This is a genomic window from Cohaesibacter marisflavi (assembly GCF_900115225.1).
GTDB classification, from domain to species: Bacteria; Pseudomonadota; Alphaproteobacteria; order Rhizobiales; family Cohaesibacteraceae; genus Cohaesibacter; species Cohaesibacter marisflavi.
Genome location: NZ_FOVR01000013.1, coordinates 49,346 through 69,554, shown reverse-complemented (window position 1 = coordinate 69,554; position 20,209 = coordinate 49,346). Strand labels below are relative to the sequence as shown.

The window sequence follows — 20,209 nt, the reverse complement described above, 5'->3', positions numbered from 1 at the left end:
GCTTCAATGCAAGCAACATTAATCTATATGGTCTCTTACGAGAACATTTCAAGACATTGAACTTGAAACAAGATTAAGATTGGTTGCGGGGGCAGGATTTGAACCTGCGACCTTCAGGTTATGAGCCTGACGAGCTACCGGGCTGCTCCACCCCGCGTCATTGAAGTGTCATCTTTATAGAAGCCTTGCCAGATTTTTAAACCCCAAATTCGGGTTTTCCCCTCTTTTAAAAAGTGATCCGACCAGAAACGCTTGCATGAGGCCTAAAAAGGTTGGAAAATTTCGTCCCCGTTTTTTGACGAAAGCACAGAAGTCTGCGCTTTCTTATGGCGATTTATCAAAAAAGCCCCGCTCTTGTGATAATAAAAAATCCGGAGCCAGATGGAATGGCTCGGGACAATCAGGCGACCCACAAAAGCAATCTATCCTCTGTCACGCATCAAACGAGCCTTGTCGCGCTGCCAATCACGCTTTTTAGCATCCTGCCGCTTGTCGTAATTTTTCTTACCACGCGCAACTGCAACCGCCAGTTTGGCGATTCCCTTGTCGTTGAAATAGAGCTTGAGGGGCACAATGGTCATGCCATCGCGCTGCACGGCTTGAGACATTTTGGCGATCTCGCGCTTATGGAGAAGCAATTTGCGCGGTCGGCGAGGCTCATGATTGAACCGGTTGCCCTGATCATACTCGGGAATATGAGCATTGATCAGAACAATCTCGCCATTCTCATAAGACGCATAGGATTCGGCGATATTGGCCTTGCCGGTACGAAGAGACTTAACCTCCGTACCAGTGAGCTGCAAGCCAGCTTCGGTCACTTCACCAAATTCGTAATCATGTCGCGCCTTCCGATTCTCCGCCACAACGCGGTTATTCGGATCGCTTTTCTTTTTCTTCTTCTGAGCCATGCAACACAGATAAGCCCTTTAGATCAGACCTGCAACCTTCATTGCAGCATCAATCTCGGCTTTTACAGCATCTGTTGCAGCCATCAGGGGCAAGCGGACATCGTTCTCGATCCTGCCGAGCACCGACAGGCCATATTTGGCACCAGCCGGATTGGGCTGCAAGAACATGGCGCGGTGCAGCGGGGACAGCAGATCATGCAGTTCCAGCGCCTTGTCCCACTCCCCGTTCAAGCAAGCGGTCTGGAACTGGCTGCACAGCTTTGGCGCGACGTTGGCGGTAACGGAAATACAGCCATGGCCCCCTTGTGCATTGAAGCCGAGTGCGGTTGCATCTTCGCCAGAAAGCTGGATGAAATCCTTGCCCATTGCCAGACGCTGACGGGTCACACGCACCAGATCTCCGGTCGCATCCTTGACGCCGACAATGTTGGGGCAGTCTTCATAAAGGCGCGCCATGGTTTCTACGCTCATATCAATGACGGATCTTGGCGGAATATTGTAGATGACAATCGGAATAGACACCGCAGACGCAACAGCCTTGAAATGCTCATATAGCCCAGCCTGACAAGGCTTGTTATAATATGGCGTAACAACCAACACGCCATCCGCGCCAGCGCCTTCGGCAAACTGGGCCAGATCGATGGCTTCCAATGTCGAATTGGACCCGGCACCAGCCAGAACAGGAACACGTTTGTCAGCAACCTTGACGCAGGCTTCTACCACTTTCTTGTGTTCATCATGGCTCAGGGTTGGAGACTCTCCAGTCGTTCCAACCGGCACAAGCCCGTGGGTGCCTTCGGTAATCTGCCAGTCTACAAAAGACTCAAAGGCCTTATAATCCACGCCACCCTCTTTGAAAGGAGTGATGAGTGCTGTGCAAGATCCTTTGAACATGTTCGTTTCCTCGTCTTAGCCACGCTCCACGCATGGAATTTCCGTTATTTTTAAATAAAAACCCGTCATTTTGACGGTTTTTATAATTTTTCCAGCATTTTGCCGGAAGTTGAGACCCATAACACCATGTTTCGCTACAAGATGCAATATTTCAGTCATTTCATCCCCATCGACCTGTCTCCTTCCAGATGTCCGTAAGCAGGCATGGAAAGAAAAGCCTCCCCATCACATTGCTGTGAGACATCCGAAAAATTAAAAATCTATCCGGGTCTAAGGAATTTCTTCACCATAATTTTGCAACAATAATGTCTTGTTCTCAAAAAGCCCGTAGTTACGCACATTTTCAGACGATATGATTAGATCCATCATCAAAGCAGCGACCACAGGCTTTTGCCTTGTAGCCATAACGCCCATTGCCAGTGCGCTAACACTGCCTGAAAGCGTGCCAGTGCCCAGATCCCGCCCGGCTATAGCACTCACAGCGCCCATGGCACTTCCAGAGGCAACGCCCGAACCTGCCCCCGGCCTTGAGCAAACAGCACCATCCGCTCCGCAAAGCACGGCCGACCTGCCCGCCAATCTTGTCATTTTGCCCAAAAACCGTACCGACCCGACAGTGTCACCGGCACAGCCGGCTCCAACGGTGGGCAGCGGCGCGGCGCTTCAACTCCCAGTCGCAGCACAGCTGACGGCTCAGCCGGAGGCTTCACTGCCAACCGTACGCAAGCATGACAATGGCATTTCAGCTGAACGCGGCACCCTTAAGGATGCCCTCAACGCTCTTGAAAAGAACGATCAGAAGAAAGCCCTCGCGATCCAGAAAGGCATGAAACCCTCTTTGGACCGGACATTGCTCACCTATATCCTCATCATTGGTGGCTATCACAATTTTCCGGCCAGCGAGATCAAGGCTTTCTATGATCACAATCCGCAATGGCCCAGCCGCAGCCTCACCCAGCGCCGCATAGAAGAGGCCGTGGCGCGCGAAACAGAGACCGGAGCCGAGATGGTTCGCGCCTTTGGCAACGCCATTCCCGAGTCCACCACGGCGGCCATTGAACTCGCCATCTCCCAGGCCAAAGTCGGCAACAAGGCACAAGCGGCCAAGATCATCCGCCCGATCTGGCGCGAAAGTGCTCTGGATTCCAAAACCGAAAGCCGCATTCTTTCAAATATGCGCTCGGTGTTGACCAATGAGGATCATTTCCACCGCGCCAGCTATTTGCTCTATCGGGATCGAGCCAACGGGGCCTTGCGCCTCAAGCGCTATCTGACGGATGCCCAGATGAAACTGGTCAATGCGCGTGTGGCAGTCATCCGTCGTGCTCGCAATGCCGGGTCTCTGCTCCGGAGCGTTCCCAGTTCCTTGCGAAAGGATCCCGGCTATATCTTTTCCGAAATTCAGTATACGCGCCGACAGGGCAAGGAAACTGAGGCAGCAGATCTCATTCTCAAAGCACCGCTGGATGAGGATCACCTGATCAACCATGATGCATGGTGGGATGAGCGTCGCCTGCTGGCCCGCATGATGATGAACAAGGAGGACGCCCGCCGCGCCTACAAGATTGCGGCAAGACATTCGGCAGAATCCGGCAAGGACTTCTCCGAAGCGGAGTTCCACGCAGGTTTCTTCGCCCTGCGCTATCTGCATGACGAAAAGACCGCCGCTGTGCATTTCGAAAATAGCTGGAAGAAGGCCACCCGTACCCAAGACAAATCCCGTGGCCTCTATTGGCAGGGGCGTGCGTGGGAAGCGGCGGGCGACAGAGCCGTTGCGGTCAAGTTCTATCAAGCAGCCGCCAATGCCACCAACTATTACGGTCAGTTGTCTCTGGAAGAACTGGGCACGAAGCATCTCAACCTGAGAACCCCTCCCCCGGCCAACGCCACGCAAAAAGCACGCTTTGAGCGTCGCGATCTGGTGCGAGCCATCAAGCGTCTCAAAGCCGTTGGGCAAGAAGACCGCGCCGGTCCGCTCTTCCGCCATCTGGCGCGCACGCTGGCTGATCCATCTGAAATCGAACTGGCCCATAAGCTCGCCCAAAGCTATGGCCTACACCAGAACGCGGTCCAGATTGGACAGTTGGCGCTCAACCGAGACATGCCGGTCGACAAGCTGGCCTTCCCGCTTCATGCTCTGCCGATGGGCGTCAAAACCAATGGTGTTGACATTGCTCTGGTCTATGCCCTGACCAAGCAGGAGAGTGTGTTCGACCTGAAGGCCCGCAGTCACGCCAATGCACGCGGTCTGATGCAAATGCTTCCGGCAACGGCCAAGAGAACAGCCCGCAAACTCGGCGTCTCCTATTCCCTGTCCCGGATCACGAGTGACCCCAATTATGCTGTGCTTCTGGGCAGTGCCTTCCTGAAGGAGAATCTGGAGCGCTTTGGCGGTTCCTATATCCTGACCTTTGCCGCCTATAACGCAGGCCCCGGACGCCCACCCGAGTGGATTGAACGTTTCGGAGACCCACGCACCAACGAGGTGAGCGCGATTGACTGGATCGAGCGTATTCCCTTCTCGGAAACGCGTAACTATGTCATGAAGCTGATCGAGAATTTGCAGGTTTATGAAGCCCGCATTCACAATGAAACACTGGACATCAGCAAGGATCTCAAGCGCGGCCACCCTTAGGCCGCGCCCACCGCGCCATCTTGCGCAGCACAAAATATCCTGCAATGAATATCAGGGTGCCACTCGTCTTGAAGTGACACCTGCTATTCAAGCGCCTTGCTCCGGAGTGGCCACCATGCAGCCGACTGTCAAACATTTTGAAATCACAGCAAGAGATGGTCTGGTGCTGCGCGGAGAAGCCTTTGGTGACAGTGCCAACAAGGCGACACCCCTGCTCTGCCTGCCGGGTCTTACCCGAACCAGCCGCGATTTTCATCCGCTGGCCGAGCGCCTCGCCACCGATCCGGACCATCCACGCTTCGTCCTGACTCTCAACAGCCGCGGCCGTGGCTCATCGGACTATGACAAAAATCCCGAAAACTACAATGTCATCACCGAAGCAAGAGACGCCATTGACGCCATCACGGCTGCTGGTCTGCATGAGGTTATCATTCTGGGCACCTCGCGCGGCGGCTTGCTGATGTTGGCCATCGCGGCCATTCAGCCCAATCTGATCGCCGGCGCCATCTTCAACGATATCGGCCCCATATTGGATGCAACCGGCATTGCGCGCATCAAGACCTACCTGACGCGCTCCGAACCGGTCAAGACATGGGAAGACGCCGTCGCCTATGTCAAAACAGCCAACCACAAGCATTTCTTCGGGCTTGCGGAAGAAGACTGGGAGCGCATGGCCCGCATGACCTTCCGCGATGAAGGGGGCGTTCCGAAAAGTGATTTCGACCCCTATATCGCCAAGGCACTTGAAAGTATTGATCTCAGCGAAACCAAAATCGATCTCTGGCCGCAATTCATGGCGCTTTCCCACTGCCCAACATTGGTTCTACGCGGGGAAACATCCGACATCCTAGCAGCCACCACAGCCAAGGAGATGGTAAATCGCCACCCCGACTGCCAACTGTTTGAAGCCAAGGGACATGGCCATGCTCCCCTGCTTTTCGTTGATTCCATCAATGACAGGATCGATGCTTTTCTTCAGGAAGTGGACAGCAAACGACAGGCACGATTGCCACAAACAGATCCGGCGTGGCTATCAGAAGACGAAATCACTTATATCGCTGATCCAAATCACCCATCGGAAGCCTCATCAGCCCCTTCCTCGGAAAGCGAACAGGATCTGATGGACGACCCGATGGCTGGGTTGCCGATCTAGCGTTGATACGCCAGCCAATCGTGATTGATTTGTTCTCCGTATAAAGCCGCAAGCCGATTGAATTCCAGAAACAATATCTCTAGTATGTCGACCGTCCCGGGGTGCCTGTAACCAGGCTGAGATGCACAAGGTGCGAACCCGTCGAACCTGATCCGGATCACACCGGCGGAGGAAGAGACGAAGCTTGGAACAAACCCAACCTTCTTCCACTCTACCCAATCCGGTCAATAGCTAGAGCATCTAATGCGAGAGGACTTCCCCCGCAGCAAGATGCACACGACATACCAGCGTCACGCGCGGCCTGAGCCTCTGCGTGGCCTCTTTTTTGAGGAATGATATGAAAGCTTTGACCCTTTCTCTTCTCGCAGCTAGTCTCGGCCTGACAACGTCTCTGGTTGCAGTCCCGTCGGCCAATGCAGCCGACAAACCAACCCTTACCGTCTATACCTACGATTCTTTCAATACCGAATGGGGCCCCGGGCCAGCAATCAAGGAAGGTTTTGAGAAAACCTGCGGCTGCACGGTTGAATATGTCTCTCCGGGCGACGCGACAGAAACCTTCAACCGCTTGCGCCTTGAAGGCGGCTCGTCAAAAGCGGATGTGCTCGTCGGCCTTGATTCAAACCTTGTAGCGGATGCTCAGAAAAGCGGTCTGTTCGAGCCTAACAGCGTCGCGATTGAGGGCTTGCACTTGCCCATTGAGTGGGATGCCAGCACATTCGTTCCCTTCGACTGGGGCTATTTCGCCTTTGTCTATGATAGCAACAAACTCTCCTCCGTCCCCTCCAGCTTTGAAGAACTGATCAATGCGCCTGACGATCTAAAGATCGTTATCGAAGATCCGCGGTCTTCCACGCCCGGGCTGGGCCTTCTGCTCTGGGTCAAAGATGTCTATGGCGAAAAGGCCGCCGATGCGTGGAAGCAACTGAGCCCCCATATCCTCACGGTCACGAAAGGCTGGTCCGAGGCCTATGGCATGTTTCTGGAAGGACAGGCCGATATGGTGCTGAGCTACACCACGTCGCCAGCCTATCATATCGCAGCCGAGAACAAGACCAACTACAAGGCCGCAGCCTTCAAGGATGGCCACTATATGCAAGTCGAGCTGGCTGCCGTCACCAAATCCAGCCAGAACAAAGATCTGGCCAACGCCTTCCTGAGCTACCTCATCGGGCCGGAAGCGCAGACCGTCATTCCGACAACCAACTGGATGTATCCTGTTGCCATGCCGGAGGGTGAATGGCCAGCCTCCTTCAAGGATCTGGCAAAGCCAGACAAGGCCCTGCTGTTTGACACAGAAGAGGTGCCCGCCATCCGCAAGAAAGCTCTGGACGAGTGGCTCGGCGCTCTTAGTCAATAAGCAGCCCAACATGTGAAAACGAGGGATAATGCGTGATCAGACAGGCAAATCATAAAGCCTTTGCCAATGGCATTCCGGCACTTTTCGCCTTTTTGGCACCGCTTACCCTCGTTGTCGCCAGCATCGGTGCTCTTTGGTCCATGGCGGCCCCCACGCTAGGCGAGACCAGCTCGGTTGGCAGCGCCTTGAGCAGCCTGTTTTCTGACGTCTATGTCATGCGCGCCGTTCGCTTTACCCTGATGCAGGCGGCGCTCTCTGCCATTCTGTCCGCGTTGCTGGCCATTCCTCTGGCCAGAGCACTGGCAACGCGCAACTTCCCCGGCAAGGCGGCCATCTTGTCGCTGTTTGGCGCGCCCTTCATCCTGCCGGTCATCGTTGCCATTCTCGGCCTGCTCGCCATCTGGGGCAAGAATGGTCCCATGCATACCCTCGCCACAGGCATCGGCATCTCCGGTTTTTCCATCTATGGCCTGCCCGGCATTCTGCTGGCCCATGTCTTTTTCAATCTGCCCCTTGCAACGCGTATTCTGCTGCAAGGCTGGCTGGCGATCCCCGCTGAGCAATGGCGCCTCGCCGCTCAGCTTGGCATGAGTTCTAAAGCCATTGCCCGCCATATCGAATGGCCGATGCTCAAGGAGCGTCTGCCCGGCGTGCTCGCCATTATCTTTTTGCTCTGCGCAACCAGCTTTACCGTGGTTCTCGCTCTGGGTGGAGGCCCAAAGGCAACCACCATTGAGCTCGCCATCTATCAGGCCATTCGCTACGACTTTGACCTTGAGCGCGCCGCCCTGCTGGCCTGTCTCCAGATCATCCTGTGTGCAGGTCTCGCCGTCATCTCCCGCCTCATCACGCAAGACCATGATACCGGCGAAAGCCTTGGAGGCGCGATCCATCGCAGTGACCGCACATCAAGAGCGTCCCGCTGGGTGGATTGGAGCGTCATTATTCTAGCCCTTGCATTCCTTGCCATGCCCTTGATGGCCGCGTTCCTGAGAGGGGTAAATGGATTGATCATGAACCCGTTTGATGCGGCGGCCCTATTGCCCGCGGCCTTGCGGTCAATCGCGGTGGCCATGGGGGCGTGCCTCGTCATGGGGCTCATCAGTCTGCCATTGGCCCAGCTATCCATTCATCTCAAAGGCAAGACCAGACGCCTGGTGGAACTACCCGGTTTTGCCATTATGGTCGCCCCGCCCATCGCGCTGGGGGCGGGATTGTTCATTCTGCTGCATCAACATATCCCGATTGACCGACTGGCCCTGCCGCTCACGTCCCTGCTCAACGGGCTTCAGGCTGTACCCTTTGCGCTCATACTGCTCACCCCCGCAATGGGGCAAATCAAGCGCGACTATGGCAAGCAGATTCAGCAATTGGGCATGAACAGCAAAACGGCAATCCGCCTTGTCCATTGGCCATTGATGCGCAAGCCCATCGGCCTCAGCCTCGGCATTACAGCTGCGCTCTCCATCGGAGACCTCGGAGTCATTGCCCTGTTCGGCTCGCCAACCGCGCCGACATTGCCGCTCTATCTCTATCAGCAAATGGGCGCATACCACATGGATCAGGCCTATGGCTCCGGCCTCATCCTGACATTGGTGGCCTTTGCATTTTTCTTGATTTTCGACAAAGGACTGGCTGGCCGTGATAAGAATTGATCACCTCTTCATCGCTCTTGATGATTGGCAAATGACCGTGAGCCTCACGGTCAAGGCCGGCAGTTTCTGCGCACTCATCGGACCATCCGGTGCGGGCAAGAGCACCATCCTTAACGCCATTGCCGGCTTTCTGCCGCATGGGTCAGGCCAAATCTTCATCGATGGGCAGGACATGGCCCCTCTCGCACCGGCAGACAGGCCCGTTTCGATGCTGTTTCAGGACCATAATCTGTTTAACCACATGACGGTCGCCCAGAATGTCGCGCTTGGTATCAACCCGACACTCAAGCTGAATAAACAGCAATGGCAAAAGGTCCATGATGCATTGGATCAGGTGGAGCTCAGCGGAATGGCAGAGCGCCTGCCCCGAGCGCTTTCGGGTGGTCAGCGTCAACGCGCCAGCCTTGCTCGGGCCATTCTCAGAGAACGCCCCGTTCTGCTATTGGATGAACCCTTCGCTGCCCTTGGTCCGGCCTTGCGCAAGGATATGCTCAAGCTGGTCAGCACATTGGCCGAAAAGAACGGACAGACCATCATCATGGTGACCCACCACCCCGAAGACGCTCGTCTCGCTGCAGACCAGACAGCGCTGGTTCAGGATGGCGCCATCGCTCAGGTTGGCCCGAGCGAAACTTTTTTTGCAAACCCAACAGAGGCCCTCAAGGCCTATATGGGCTGATCAACGAGACAATCCGCAGGGCTAAGCCCCAAGCAAGAGCCCGGGCGACACAATGATGGACTAGTCTGCCGCCACGATCGTCAGGTCATCGAGCACTTCGAAGCATTCCAGCACCGGCGGACCGGCATATTCAACCGGGTTTTCATTTTTCGGTTTGCCGTGGGAAGAGCGGAACTGAGCCGATTTCGTCCAGCCGATGAAGGCCTCCTTGTCCTGCCACAGCGCGTGGGAAGCAAACAGCACATAGCCATCGCTTTCCTCGCCCTTGAGCAAATCAAAGCGCACAAAACCCTCACGCTCCAGCAACTTGCTCTCGCGCGACCGCCAAACCTCTTCAAAAGCCTCTTCAAAGCCGACTTTCACCCGAAACCGGTTCATCACCAGATACATATTGCCTCTCCTCGTTCTAATTTATACGAAGAAAACCATATGGACAGAGAGAGCCAGCGGCAAGTTAAACTGCGTTCATCTAGGCCCCATTTAAGGCCCGCGTGAAAGCCCTCAGGACAAGAAAAAGCCCGCCGGAAAATCTCCCGACGGGCCAAACATCAAAAATCGCACAGGAACGATCAGGCAGTTTCTTTATGCGCATTCACACGCGCACGAATGGATTCGATGCTCGTCTTTGGCGTCGCGGCCAGCAGTGTCTTGGTATAGTCATGCTGCGGATTGGCAAAGATCTCGTCTCGCGTGGCGCTCTCAACGATCTCGCCAAAATACATCACCATCACACGGTCAGCGAAATATTTCACCACACTGAGGTCATGAGAGATAAACAGGTAGGAGAGATTGAACTCTTCCTGCAAATCCTTGAGAAGGTTGAGAATCTGCGCCTGAATGGATAGGTCAAGCGCCGATACCGGCTCATCCAGAACCAGCATGCGTGGATTAAGCATCAAGGCCCGCCCGATGGCGATACGCTGACGCTGACCACCAGAGAACATATGAGGATAACGCCCGAAATGCTCTTTTTGTAGGCCCACCTTGAGCAACATATCCATCGCCTTCTGGCGCCGTTCTTCGGCAGGCATCTCGGGATTGTTGATCTTGAGCGGCTCTTCAAGCACGGCTCCGACCTTCTGGCGTGGATTTAGAGACCCATAGGGGTTCTGAAACACGATCTGAATCCGGCGGCGCATCTCAGCCGACACCTTCTTCTTGGCGATGTTCACCGGATTGCCCCTGATGAGCAATTCCCCATCAGTCTGTGCATCAATAAGGGTCAGAATGCGGGCCAGAGTGGATTTACCACAGCCGGATTCACCAACCAGAGCCAGCGTTTCCCCGCGATAGAGATCGAAGTCGATGCCCTTGAGCGCATGCACGGTTTCAGTTTTGCCAAAGAGACCACCAGCAGACACATAGTCCCGTGTAATCCCGCGGGCGCTGAGAATTATTTCCTGATTGTCACTCATACCGCTGGACTATCCTCTTTGCTGTAGGATGCTGCAAAATCGCTGACCGTAGGCAAGCGATCCCCTTCTGCCCGTTCAGGCAGGGCAGAAAGCAGAGCCTTGGTGTAGGGATGCTTGGGGGCTTCGAAAAGCTCCAGCACACCGGATTCTTCCATCTGCTCACCGTTATACTGAACCACAACCCGATCCGCCGTTTCGGCCACCACGCCCATGTCATGGGTGATCATTATGAGGCCCATATGGCGCTCGGCCTGAATGCGCATCAGCAGATCAAGAATCTGCTTCTGAATGGTCACATCCAGCGCTGTCGTCGGCTCATCCGCGATGAGCAACTTGGGCTGACAGGCAATCGCCATGGCAATCATGACACGCTGGCACTGCCCCCCAGACATCTGGTGCGGAAAACTCGACAGGCGTTTTTCTGGCGTGGGAATGCCCACAGCTTCGAGCAATTCGATCGTGCGGGAGCGAATGGCTTTGCCGCGTAGATCGAGATGGGTTTTCAGAACCTCCCCGATCTGGAAGCCAACCGTAAAGCACGGGTTGAGGCTGGCGATAGGCTCCTGAAAGATCATCGAAATATCTTTGCCGATGATGGAGCGCCGTTCCTTGGGGCTGACAGTCTTGAGGTCACGACCATCAAACGACATGACGTCGGCCTTTACCGTTGCACTATCAGGCAGCAAGCCCATCGTTGCCAGCATGGCCACGGATTTGCCCGAACCGGACTCCCCGACAATGGCCAGCACTTCGCCCTTGTCGACCGTATAATCCACCCCCTTGAGCGCACGAAACGGGCCCATGGCAGTGTCAAATTCAACGGTCAGATTTCTGATTTCCAACAAACTCATAGTGTCAATCTCCCTATGACCGTTTCAATTTCGGATCGAGCGCATCGCGCAGTCCGTCGCCAATCAGGTTGATTGCAAGCACGGTGACCAGAATGGAGACACCCGGGAAGGTCACGACCCACCAGGCACGCAGAATGAATTCGCGAGCCTCCGCCAGCATGGTGCCCCATTCAGGGGTTGGTGGCTGAGCCCCCATGCCAAGGAAGCCAAGAGCCGCGATATCAAGGATGGCGCTGGAGAAAGAAAGCGTCGCCTGAACGATGAGCGGCGCAGTACAGTTTGGCAGAATGGTCAGGAACATCAGGCGCAACGAACTGGCACCGGACACACGCGCCGCCACGACATATTCCCGATCTCGCTCGGCCATCACCGCCGCACGCGTCAGGCGTACGAAATGGGGTTGATAGACAATCGCAATCGCGATCATCGCGTTGAGCAATCCCGGTCCAAGCAGGGCCACCATCACCAACGCCAGCAGCAAGCTCGGGAAGGCCAGAATGATGTCCATGATGCGCATCACGATTGTATCCACAGTGCCACCATAATAGCCGGCAACCAGACCAAGAATGATCCCGCCTACCAGCGCGATGACAACAACAACAATGCCGACAAACAGCGAGAAACGCGATCCGATAACGAGGCGGGACAGAATATCGCGACCTACAGCATCCGTACCCAGCAAATAGGAGCTGTTGCCCCCTTCGGCCCAGGCTGGCGGCACCAGCAAAGCATCGCGATACTGCATTGTTGCATCATGCGGTGTGATGTAGGGAGCGAACAAAGCCAGCAGCACCAGCGTCAGAAAGACGAACAATCCAAGCACCGCACCACGGTTTTCGCTGAAATAGAACCAGAATTCCTTAAGCACAGCTTTGGTAGACTGGCGAGAGACATTCTCAATAAGTTGAGTAGTATCAGACATGGCTTCTCTCCTAGCGGTGCCGAATGCGTGGGTTGATAAGGCCGTAGAGCAGATCAACAACGAGATTGACCAGCATGACCATCATCGCAATCATCAGAAGGCCGCCCTGGACCACCTGATAGTCGCGCCGGGAGATACTGTCGACCATCCACTTGCCGATGCCGGGCCAGGAGAAAATCGTCTCGGTCAAGATCGCACCTGCCATCAACACACCGACCTGTAGACCGATGGTCGTAACCACTGGAATCAAAGCGTTGCGCAGAGCATGCATGCCAACTACCCGAACGCGTCTCAACCCCTTTGCACGCGCCGTGCGCACATAATCTTCGCCCAGAACCTCAAGCATCGCCGAGCGCGTCTGACGCGCGATCACGGCCATTGGAATGGTCGCAAGAACGATAGAAGGCAGTACAAGGTGAGAAAAGGCCGATTCAAAGGCCCCCGCCTGATCGGACAACAGCGAGTCGATCAGCATGAAGCCGGTAACAGGCTCGAAGAAATACATAACGGAAATACGGCCAGAGACAGGGGTCCATTCCAGCCAGCCGGAAAACACGATGATAGCCAGCAGGGCCCACCAGAAAATCGGCATGGAATAACCGACAAGCGCGCTCGTCATGACCGAATAGTCAAAGATAGAGCCGCGCTTGACCGCTGCAATCACGCCAGCGGGAATGCCAATGACAACCGCGATGACAATCGCCACGAAAGACAACTCGAGAGTCGCCGGAAACAGCGCGAAAAACTCATCCCAAACCGGACGGCGCGTCACCATGGACATTCCAAAATCGCCATGAAACAGGCCTGTCAGATAATGGAAATACTGGATGAGTACCGGTTGATCGAAACCGAAAGCATGCTGTAGCTCGGCATAGCGCTCGGCAGAAATGCCGCGCTCGCCCGCAAGCAGCAAGATGGGATCACCCGGCAATAGCCGGATGAAGAAAAACGCAACAAGCGTCACGCCGATAAAGGTTGGAATAAGCATTCCAACCCGGCGTAGGATAAAACCAAACATTGATATTGCCAGCCCGGTTGAGAGAAGGTCTAGCGTCCTTCCCTGTTAGTGTAGCAGCCCTCTTGCACATCTCTTATTCTGTATTCGCCCGGAATAACCGAGGCATTTTCTATCGAGAGGCAAGTTTTTCAAGTCGTCTTCTAGCGGAACATATCGGAAGTTTCCATAGACTTGATACAAAAAGGGTGGAGGCAGGAAATCCCGCCTCCACCAAATTCCGACTTATTTGTCGATATCCACACCATAGAAGATGTGACCGCCAAACGGATCAATCTTGTAGTTCTTCACTTTGGTGCTTACCGGCATGAAGACAACAGAGTGAGCAATGGTTGCCCAAGGAGCTTCACGTTTGAAGACAACCTGTGCTTCTTCATAGAGTTTCGTGCGTTCTGCGATGTCTGTGGTCTGTTTTGCTTTGACCAGCAGATCGTTGAACTCTTCGTTGCACCATTTCGCGCGGTTTGCACCGGACTCAACAGCATCGCAACCAAGCAGAACATACATGAAGTTGTCAGGGTCGCCGTTATCACCGGTCCAACCGAGCAGAACGGTGTCATGTTCACCAGCGGAAGACCGCTTCAGATATTCGCCCCATTCGTAGGAAACGATTTCAGCGTCAACACCGATTGCTTTCCAGTCAGCCTGGATCAGCTCAGCCATACGACGGGCATTCGGGTTGTACGGACGCTGAACAGGCATAGCCCAGATGTTGGTCTTCATGTCAGAGACACCGGCTTCCTCGAGAAGCTTCTTGGCAGCTTCCGGATCATACGGATCGTCCTGAACCTTGTCGTTGTAAGACCACATGGTTGGCGGGATCGGGTTTTTAGCAGCTTTACCCGCACCCTGGAACACTGCGTCCAGAATAGCCTGTTTGTTGATGGCCATGTTCAGCGCCTTACGAACACGAACATCCTTGAACTTGTCTTTCTGGTTGTTGTAAGCCAGATAGCCAACGTTCAGGCCTTCCTGCTGCATCAGGTTGATGTTTGGATCTTCATCCATGGCCTTGATGTCAGCCGGATTCGGATAAGGCATCACATCGCATTCGCCAGCTTTCATCTTCTGATAACGTACAGAAGCATCAGGCGTGATCGCGAAGATCAGATCATCAATAGCAGCCTTGCCACCCCAGTAGTCAGCAAACGCCTTATAACGGATGACGGCGTCTTTCTGATAGGCGACCAACTGGAAAGGACCTGTGCCGACCGGATTTTGATCGAACATATCCAGGTTACCAGTTTTCTCGATCTGGGCTGCATATTCAGCCGATGCGATGGAAGCAAAATCCATGGCCATGTTGGCGATGAAAGGCGCTTCAACCTGGTTCAGCACGAACTTCACGGTATTATCGTCAACCTTGACGATGTCCTTGATCAGGGAATCCATGGACATGCCGCCGAAATATTCGTAGGTGCCACCGGAAACCTTATTGTACGGATGGTTCGGATCTTTCTGACGCATGAAGGAGAAGATCACATCATCCGCATTGAAATCGCGGCTAGGGGTAAAGTCTTTGGTGGTGTGGAATTTCACACCCTTGCGCAGATGGAAAGTATATTCCAGGCCGTCTTCGGAAACATCCCAGCTTTCAGCCAGTCCAGGGACAACATTGGTGCTACCACGTTCAAACTCGACGAGCTTGTTGTAGATGGTATGCGAAGACGCATCGAAGGTCGTGCCAGCAGTATAAAGAGCCGGAGTGAAACCCTCTGGGCTACCCTCGGAGCAATATACCAATGTCTTCGCTTGGGCAGTCGTCGACAGGACGGCAGCCAGAGCGGTAGCAGCCAAAGCTTTAGTAAGCAGCTTCATTGTTTGAATCCCTCTCAAAATTTTATCGTTTAGATATGCAGGCAAACAGCAATGCGTCTCGTCAGATGACGGACACATCTCAACAAGCCTAAGTTTGACCAACCAGCCAGGACCCCCTTGCGGTTGCCTCAAACAGCACGGAAAAAGTCGAATACAATCTGAACAGAAAAGCAATCTCTTATTGAGGATTATTCACTTTATTTAGAACAAAATAGTCAAATTCATCAAAATTACAGAAATTAATTTTCTACCAAACCGCTTCTATATAGCAGACTTGTAAAAACAATCGATGCTTCTTGTTACTTTTAACAAGAGCTCAAACATTGGTACCGATCTCAAAACACATTTGCATGTCTGGACATCAAAGCCTGAGCGAGAATAAGCAGACGCGGACAACGAATATTTCCTTCATCAAGCCATTTCTTGATCGTTTTTGTTGAGACTTCAACCACTTCAATATCTTCATCTTCATCCTGATGGCGGTCTTCGGGATGCTGCTGGCCAGACTGGTAGGGAGCAAGAAACAGATTGGCTTTTTCAACCATGCGGGCCGGATTGATAAAAACCTGCCCCACCTTTTCCAATGCATCGAGAGAGACGCCAAGCTCTTCCTCAGCCTCTCTTCTACACGCTTCCTCGACAGATGCATCAGTCGCCTCGATACCTCCGGCGCAGGCTTCCAGGATCAGCGCCTGATCCCTCAAATATACGGCGGTCCGCATCTGCCGCACAAGGAGAACGGTTTTCTTTTCAGCATCATAAGGCAACACCGCAATGGAATCCCGATCCGCCCAGATGGGTTCGGAAATCACATGCTCGCGCCCGTCATCATGAACGGTCTGCACCGTGGTGAGATCAATCGTCCCCTTATCGAGGATGCAAAGCGTTTCGCGCGACAACAATTTGTGCCTATCGGACATAATAGATCTCCGTTTTAATAGCGATTGATAAAATACAAGGCCATGGAATGCCCCAGAAGATGCGCGTTTCAAGGTCTGGAAATGGCAGGTTTGATAGGAAGTTCAGTGTTCAGGAAATGGTTTCGCTCCGCACCCAATCCATAAAGCCCGGCAACCCTTCACTCACGGGCAAGGCCACAAGCGCAGGCTCCTCATAAGGGTGCAGGGACTGGAAGATCCTCGCCGCATTTTCCCATGCGCCCCGTGTACTTTTCGCGATGAAAGCCACTTCGTTTGCCTCCTCCATTTGCCCTTGCCATTGGTAGAGTGAAACCATACCGGATAGAATATTGACGCAAGCAACCGAGTCCTCTTGGAGCATTGCCCGGGCAATCATGCGGGCAGTCTCGACATCGGGACAGGTGCCGTACAACAGCAACACCTCATCGCTTTTTGCGTTTGACATCCCCTTCTCCTCATTGGAAATCAATGATATCCATGCTACTCCACTAAAGCATAGTGCAGCCAATACCACGATAAGTGGACGTAAAACCATAGCAATCAACACATCTGTTTCTTTGGTTTGTCCAAAGAATTCAAGGAAACAGGGAAGCAATTCCATCCCGGTTTGCGGGAATCCGAGCTTTCGGACAACAAGACGGACAGAGCAGATGTCACGGCCTTTTCAGAAAATCGCCTTCATTTCCAGTGGAACCGAAGAGTCGCTGGAGGCAAAAGAGAGGCTGACGCATCTTTATGGGTCAGCCGATCCAGCCGGAGCCGATGTCATCGTTGCCCTGGGTGGCGATGGCCTGATGCTGCAAACCCTGCACAGCAACATGAACAGCGAAATTCCGATCTACGGCATGAATTGCGGCTCGATAGGCTTTCTTATGAATGAATATTCCGAAGACAGCCTGATGGATCGTTTGGAGAATGCTGAAATCTCTGAAATCCGCCCTCTCGAGATGCGTGCTCTCACCACGGACGGCACGCTGCACGAGGCCACGGCAATCAATGAAATCTCTGTCTTCAGGCAAACAGCTCAGGCCGCAAAGATGGAAATCCGCATTGACGGCAAGGTCCGTATGGAAGAGCTGATCTGTGATGGTGCTCTGGTCGCAACCCCCGTGGGCAGTACAGCCTATAATCTGTCGGTGCATGGCCCCATTTTGCCCATCGATTCGCCCCTGCTCGCTTTGACCCCTATCAGCCCTTTCCGCCCACGCCATTGGCGCGGCGCACTGCTGCCCAATAGCGCGCACGTCAAGCTCATCGTCAAAGAGCCCAGAAAGCGACCCTTAAGTGCCGTCGCCGACCATGCGGAAATCCGCTCTGTGCTTGAAGTCGAGATTTCAGAGAGCTGCGAAAAATCCTGCAAGATCATGTTTGACCCAGAGCACGGATGGGCAGAGCGTATATTGAGTGAACAGTTCCGTTACTGATCAAGCCCTTCAAAGAAGAGCGGTAATATACCTATACCCGGTGTCTTGCGCAAAACCGGGCCAGCACCTTTGAAACAAGAATAGTTCAAAGAAATGCTTCCTTAACGGTCTCTGGATATAGTTAATCCGATTTTCCTGTTTTAGAAACAAAGCGGATAGCAGAAAAAACCGAACAGGGGCAAGAAGGTATGATCAAGGTTGACCTCTCACAATTGCGGTTTCTGGTTGTGGAAGACAACGCCCATATGCGCCGTGTGATACGCACGCTCATTCACAGTTTCGGAGCGCGCGAGGTTACCGAAGCGGAGGATGGCGCAGCGGGCTTGGAGCTTTTCCAGACAACTTCGCCCGATATCGTGATTACCGATTGGTATATGCCCATATTCGGCGGTATCGAGTTGACGCGCATGATGCGGCAGCCGGAGTCTTCTGCCAATCCGACCGTGCCGATCATCATGTTGACAGGACACTCGGAAAAACGGAAAGTCATGGAAGCCAGAGATGTTGGCGTGACAGAATTTCTTTGCAAGCCGATTTCGGCAAATGCCTTGTATGCCCGTGTTGCAAATTGCGTTGTCAATCCTCGCAACTTCATCAAGGCCAACGGTTTTTATGGGCCGGATCGACGCCGCTTCGCCAATCCCCTTTACAAAGGGTCTGAGCGCCGCGCAAACGATGCAGAGCCTGCCCAAAAAAAGGCTAGTTGATGATATTTACTGATGCGTATGACAAATCGCAAAGACACGAACCCTTAGAGGACAGTTCCAATGGCCGACTATGAGATCATCAAGCCCAAAGTCGACTTGAGAAAAAAGATCAAGATACTGCCCAATAGCAGTGGATTTGATCCGGTAGCCAAGGCTGAAGAAGCCATGGAACGCCTGTCTTTGAATTTCGGCAACTGGATGCGCGACGAAGTCATGAAGTTGCAGATTTCCTGGGAGAAGGCGGAAAAGACCGGCCTGACCGAGGAGAGTGTCGACAAGCTTTTCCGCTCCTGCCACGATATCAAGGGACAAGCCCACACCATGGGATTTCCGCTTGCAGGACTGATAGCCGGCTCCATGTGCGAGCTGATCGAAAGGATTCCGGATCCCGAGAAATTACCCGAAAGCCTGTTGAGAAAACATGTTCAGGCGATCGCTGCGGTTGTCAATGAGAATGCGCGCGAAGAAGACAATGTCGTCGGCAAACAACTCGCCGAACAGCTGAGCACCATCACCGAAGACTATATCGAGAAACACGCGCCAGCAGATCCATCGGAAAACGAAAGCTAAGTATCAACGGGTCGCTTTCCGCTCCCCCTCCCCATGCGTAGCCTGATCAGAACAAGCGGCTCAGGCCGCAGTGACCTGCTTCATCCGCATGCTGAGCGAACGCGCATCGTCACGTGCAATCTGGGTTGCGAATCGGCGCAAGAGGGCCAGCAGATCATCCAGCTCATCTTCAGCAAAATCATTATAGTCACTCAAGATACGCTCAACCATCATACGCCCGAAACGCGAGCGCGGCATATCCCCTTCAATCGTGCTGACCAGCTCCCGATAAACCACCAGCGCCGAGAGGATGACAGGAGCCACACGCTCTGAGATTCCAGCCTTCTTGCACAGGGTCTGCACGAGCGCCTCGGAAGGATCAGCCACACAAGCCTGCACTCGTTTCTCGCTAAGATCCGTCAGGCTTACCAGCGCCTTGACGAACATCGAGACATTCCCCATGCACAGGCTTCGAATAAGAAGGTCTGCCGTCAGTTGGCCCGACAATCGCAGATGCTCAACCAGAGCCTCCAGTTCGTCGCCATGAGCACAACAGGAAGCCAGATCAACGGTTGCCTTGTCACAAGCATCCTTGACCAGAGACGTACGCCGCTCCGAACTCACGAAAGACTGGACGAGCGAGAGTTGCTGTAACGCATCACCAAGCTGGACGATCAACATCTGCCGGATATCAATCGGCAGACCGTCCAGTGACAAGAGCATATTGCGCACAGACGGCATCTGCCCGAACCGCTCTGCTAAGCGACGCAGACTGAAAACAGCAATCTGCGCGCCCGGATTTTCCAGCATGATGCAGCAAGCTTGAGAATCAGCAACCTCCGCCATGGCCGCGCAAAGCGCAGGACTGACAGACGGGCGGGACGCCACCGCGCACTGAATAAGCAAGCCTCTGTCTGCCACCATATCCACCAGCTCCGAATCCAGCAAAACAGGAGAGCTGACAATGACAGGTACCGCCACAGCATCGATATCCTGCGCCAAAGACAGAATGACAGGACGCGGCGCATAAGGGGATTGCTTGAGCGCCTGTGCCAGAGCTTCACGCACAATAGGGGCGGGATCATCCAGAAGAATGGTCAGAGCTGTCTCGGCCGCTGCTTTTTCTGCTTCATCGAGCGGCGAATAGAGGTAGGCCCGTGCCAAGGCACTCGTCGCTTCTGCACGACGGTCAACAGGCGCGGTCTCTATCCATGAGAGAAACTTCTCAACAATCATTCTGATTACTAGTCCCTGCCCTTAAGACCACTCCCAAAAGAGCAGTCATTTCAGAGCCCAAACGCTAC

Annotated in this window: 20 protein-coding genes, 1 tRNA gene and 1 riboswitch; of the genes, 8 read left to right on the top strand and 13 right to left on the bottom strand. The window is 53.9% G+C overall.

Annotated elements, in window-relative coordinates; translation table 11 throughout:
• Positions 1–80 precede the first annotated feature (80 nt).
• The 4 genes from BM258_RS19590 to BM258_RS24555 form a co-directional block, all read right to left on the bottom strand.
• Positions 81–157 (bottom strand) — tRNA-Met (locus BM258_RS19590).
• A 265-nt stretch (positions 158–422) separates the two neighbouring features.
• Positions 423–908: an SsrA-binding protein SmpB gene (gene smpB / locus BM258_RS19585; RefSeq protein ID WP_090074932.1), complete on the bottom strand. Its 486-nt coding sequence runs from the start codon at positions 906–908 to the stop codon at positions 423–425.
• 18 nt (positions 909–926) lie between these two features.
• The gene (gene dapA, locus BM258_RS19580) at positions 927–1,802 is read right to left on the bottom strand and encodes a 4-hydroxy-tetrahydrodipicolinate synthase (RefSeq protein WP_090074931.1); all 876 of its coding nucleotides are present in this window, start codon (positions 1,800–1,802) and stop codon (positions 927–929) included.
• A 270-nt stretch (positions 1,803–2,072) separates the two neighbouring features.
• Positions 2,073–2,291 (bottom strand): hypothetical protein, encoded by a 219-nt coding sequence (locus tag BM258_RS24555; protein WP_175528176.1) that lies wholly within the window; start codon positions 2,289–2,291, stop codon positions 2,073–2,075.
• On the opposite strand from BM258_RS24555, the gene BM258_RS19575 reads away from it, so the two are divergent.
• The 5 genes from BM258_RS19575 (at position 2,290) to thiQ (ending at position 9,284) form a co-directional block, all read left to right on the top strand.
• Entirely contained in the window at positions 2,290–4,437 is a 2,148-nt protein-coding gene (locus BM258_RS19575; RefSeq protein ID WP_175528175.1) for a lytic transglycosylase domain-containing protein, read from the top strand. The two genes, BM258_RS24555 and BM258_RS19575, sit on opposite strands and share 2 nt — an antisense overlap.
• Positions 4,438–4,552: 115 nt before the next feature.
• Positions 4,553–5,590 carry an alpha/beta fold hydrolase gene (locus BM258_RS19570; RefSeq protein ID WP_175528174.1) on the top strand — a complete coding sequence of 346 codons (1,038 nt, stop codon included), beginning with the start codon at positions 4,553–4,555 and terminating at the stop codon, positions 5,588–5,590.
• An 87-nt stretch (positions 5,591–5,677) separates the two neighbouring features.
• A riboswitch (TPP riboswitch) is annotated at positions 5,678–5,782 on the top strand.
• A 145-nt stretch (positions 5,783–5,927) separates the two neighbouring features.
• Positions 5,928–6,950, top strand: coding sequence for a thiamine ABC transporter substrate binding subunit (gene thiB, locus BM258_RS19565; RefSeq protein ID WP_090074928.1), 1,023 nt, complete (start codon positions 5,928–5,930; stop codon positions 6,948–6,950).
• A gap of 32 nt (positions 6,951–6,982) precedes the next feature.
• Positions 6,983–8,605, top strand: coding sequence for a thiamine/thiamine pyrophosphate ABC transporter permease ThiP (locus BM258_RS19560; protein ID WP_090074927.1), 1,623 nt, complete (start codon positions 6,983–6,985; stop codon positions 8,603–8,605).
• Positions 8,592–9,284 (top strand): thiamine ABC transporter ATP-binding protein, encoded by a 693-nt coding sequence (gene thiQ, locus BM258_RS19555; RefSeq protein ID WP_244544779.1) that lies wholly within the window; start codon positions 8,592–8,594, stop codon positions 9,282–9,284. The genes BM258_RS19560 and thiQ overlap by 14 nt, the downstream gene beginning before the upstream one ends.
• A 60-nt stretch (positions 9,285–9,344) precedes the next feature.
• Here the strand turns inward: thiQ and BM258_RS19550 are convergent, their stop codons facing one another.
• From BM258_RS19550 to cutA, 8 genes are all read right to left on the bottom strand, one after another.
• On the bottom strand, positions 9,345–9,674 hold the full coding sequence (locus tag BM258_RS19550; protein WP_090074926.1) for a heme-degrading protein HmuQ: 330 nt from the start codon (positions 9,672–9,674) through the stop codon (positions 9,345–9,347).
• Positions 9,675–9,853: 179 nt separating this feature from the next.
• Positions 9,854–10,699 carry an ABC transporter ATP-binding protein gene (locus BM258_RS19545; protein WP_090074925.1) on the bottom strand — a complete coding sequence of 282 codons (846 nt, stop codon included), beginning with the start codon at positions 10,697–10,699 and terminating at the stop codon, positions 9,854–9,856.
• Positions 10,696–11,550, bottom strand: coding sequence for an ABC transporter ATP-binding protein (locus tag BM258_RS19540; protein WP_090074924.1), 855 nt, complete (start codon positions 11,548–11,550; stop codon positions 10,696–10,698). Before BM258_RS19540 ends, BM258_RS19545 begins: the two co-directional genes overlap by 4 nt.
• Positions 11,551–11,563: 13 nt before the next feature.
• Positions 11,564–12,472, bottom strand: a complete 909-nt coding sequence (locus BM258_RS19535; protein WP_090074923.1) for an ABC transporter permease subunit — start codon at positions 12,470–12,472, stop codon at positions 11,564–11,566.
• 10 nt (positions 12,473–12,482) lie between these two features.
• On the bottom strand, positions 12,483–13,490 hold the full coding sequence (locus BM258_RS19530; RefSeq protein ID WP_090074922.1) for an ABC transporter permease subunit: 1,008 nt from the start codon (positions 13,488–13,490) through the stop codon (positions 12,483–12,485).
• Positions 13,491–13,712: 222 nt separating this feature from the next.
• Positions 13,713–15,305: an ABC transporter substrate-binding protein gene (locus tag BM258_RS19525; protein WP_090074921.1), complete on the bottom strand. Its 1,593-nt coding sequence runs from the start codon at positions 15,303–15,305 to the stop codon at positions 13,713–13,715.
• Positions 15,306–15,640: 335 nt separating this feature from the next.
• Positions 15,641–16,225 carry an NUDIX domain-containing protein gene (locus BM258_RS19520; protein WP_090074920.1) on the bottom strand — a complete coding sequence of 195 codons (585 nt, stop codon included), beginning with the start codon at positions 16,223–16,225 and terminating at the stop codon, positions 15,641–15,643.
• Between the two features lie 109 nt (positions 16,226–16,334).
• Positions 16,335–16,670 (bottom strand): divalent-cation tolerance protein CutA, encoded by a 336-nt coding sequence (cutA, locus tag BM258_RS19515; protein ID WP_175528173.1) that lies wholly within the window; start codon positions 16,668–16,670, stop codon positions 16,335–16,337.
• A 205-nt stretch (positions 16,671–16,875) separates the two neighbouring features.
• Here cutA and BM258_RS19510 point away from each other — a divergent pair, with 205 nt between their 5' ends.
• The 3 genes from BM258_RS19510 (at position 16,876) to BM258_RS19500 (ending at position 18,926) form a co-directional block, all read left to right on the top strand.
• Entirely contained in the window at positions 16,876–17,649 is a 774-nt protein-coding gene (locus BM258_RS19510; protein ID WP_090074918.1) for an NAD kinase, read from the top strand.
• A gap of 188 nt (positions 17,650–17,837) precedes the next feature.
• Positions 17,838–18,356, top strand: coding sequence for a response regulator (locus BM258_RS19505; RefSeq protein WP_090074917.1), 519 nt, complete (start codon positions 17,838–17,840; stop codon positions 18,354–18,356).
• 60 nt (positions 18,357–18,416) lie between these two features.
• Complete coding sequence (locus BM258_RS19500; protein ID WP_090074916.1) at positions 18,417–18,926, top strand: Hpt domain-containing protein; 510 nt, start codon at positions 18,417–18,419, stop codon at positions 18,924–18,926.
• 60 nt (positions 18,927–18,986) lie between these two features.
• Here the strand turns inward: BM258_RS19500 and BM258_RS19495 are convergent, their stop codons facing one another.
• Positions 18,987–20,141: a DUF2336 domain-containing protein gene (locus tag BM258_RS19495; protein ID WP_090074915.1), complete on the bottom strand. Its 1,155-nt coding sequence runs from the start codon at positions 20,139–20,141 to the stop codon at positions 18,987–18,989.
• Positions 20,142–20,209: the final 68 nt, after the last annotated feature.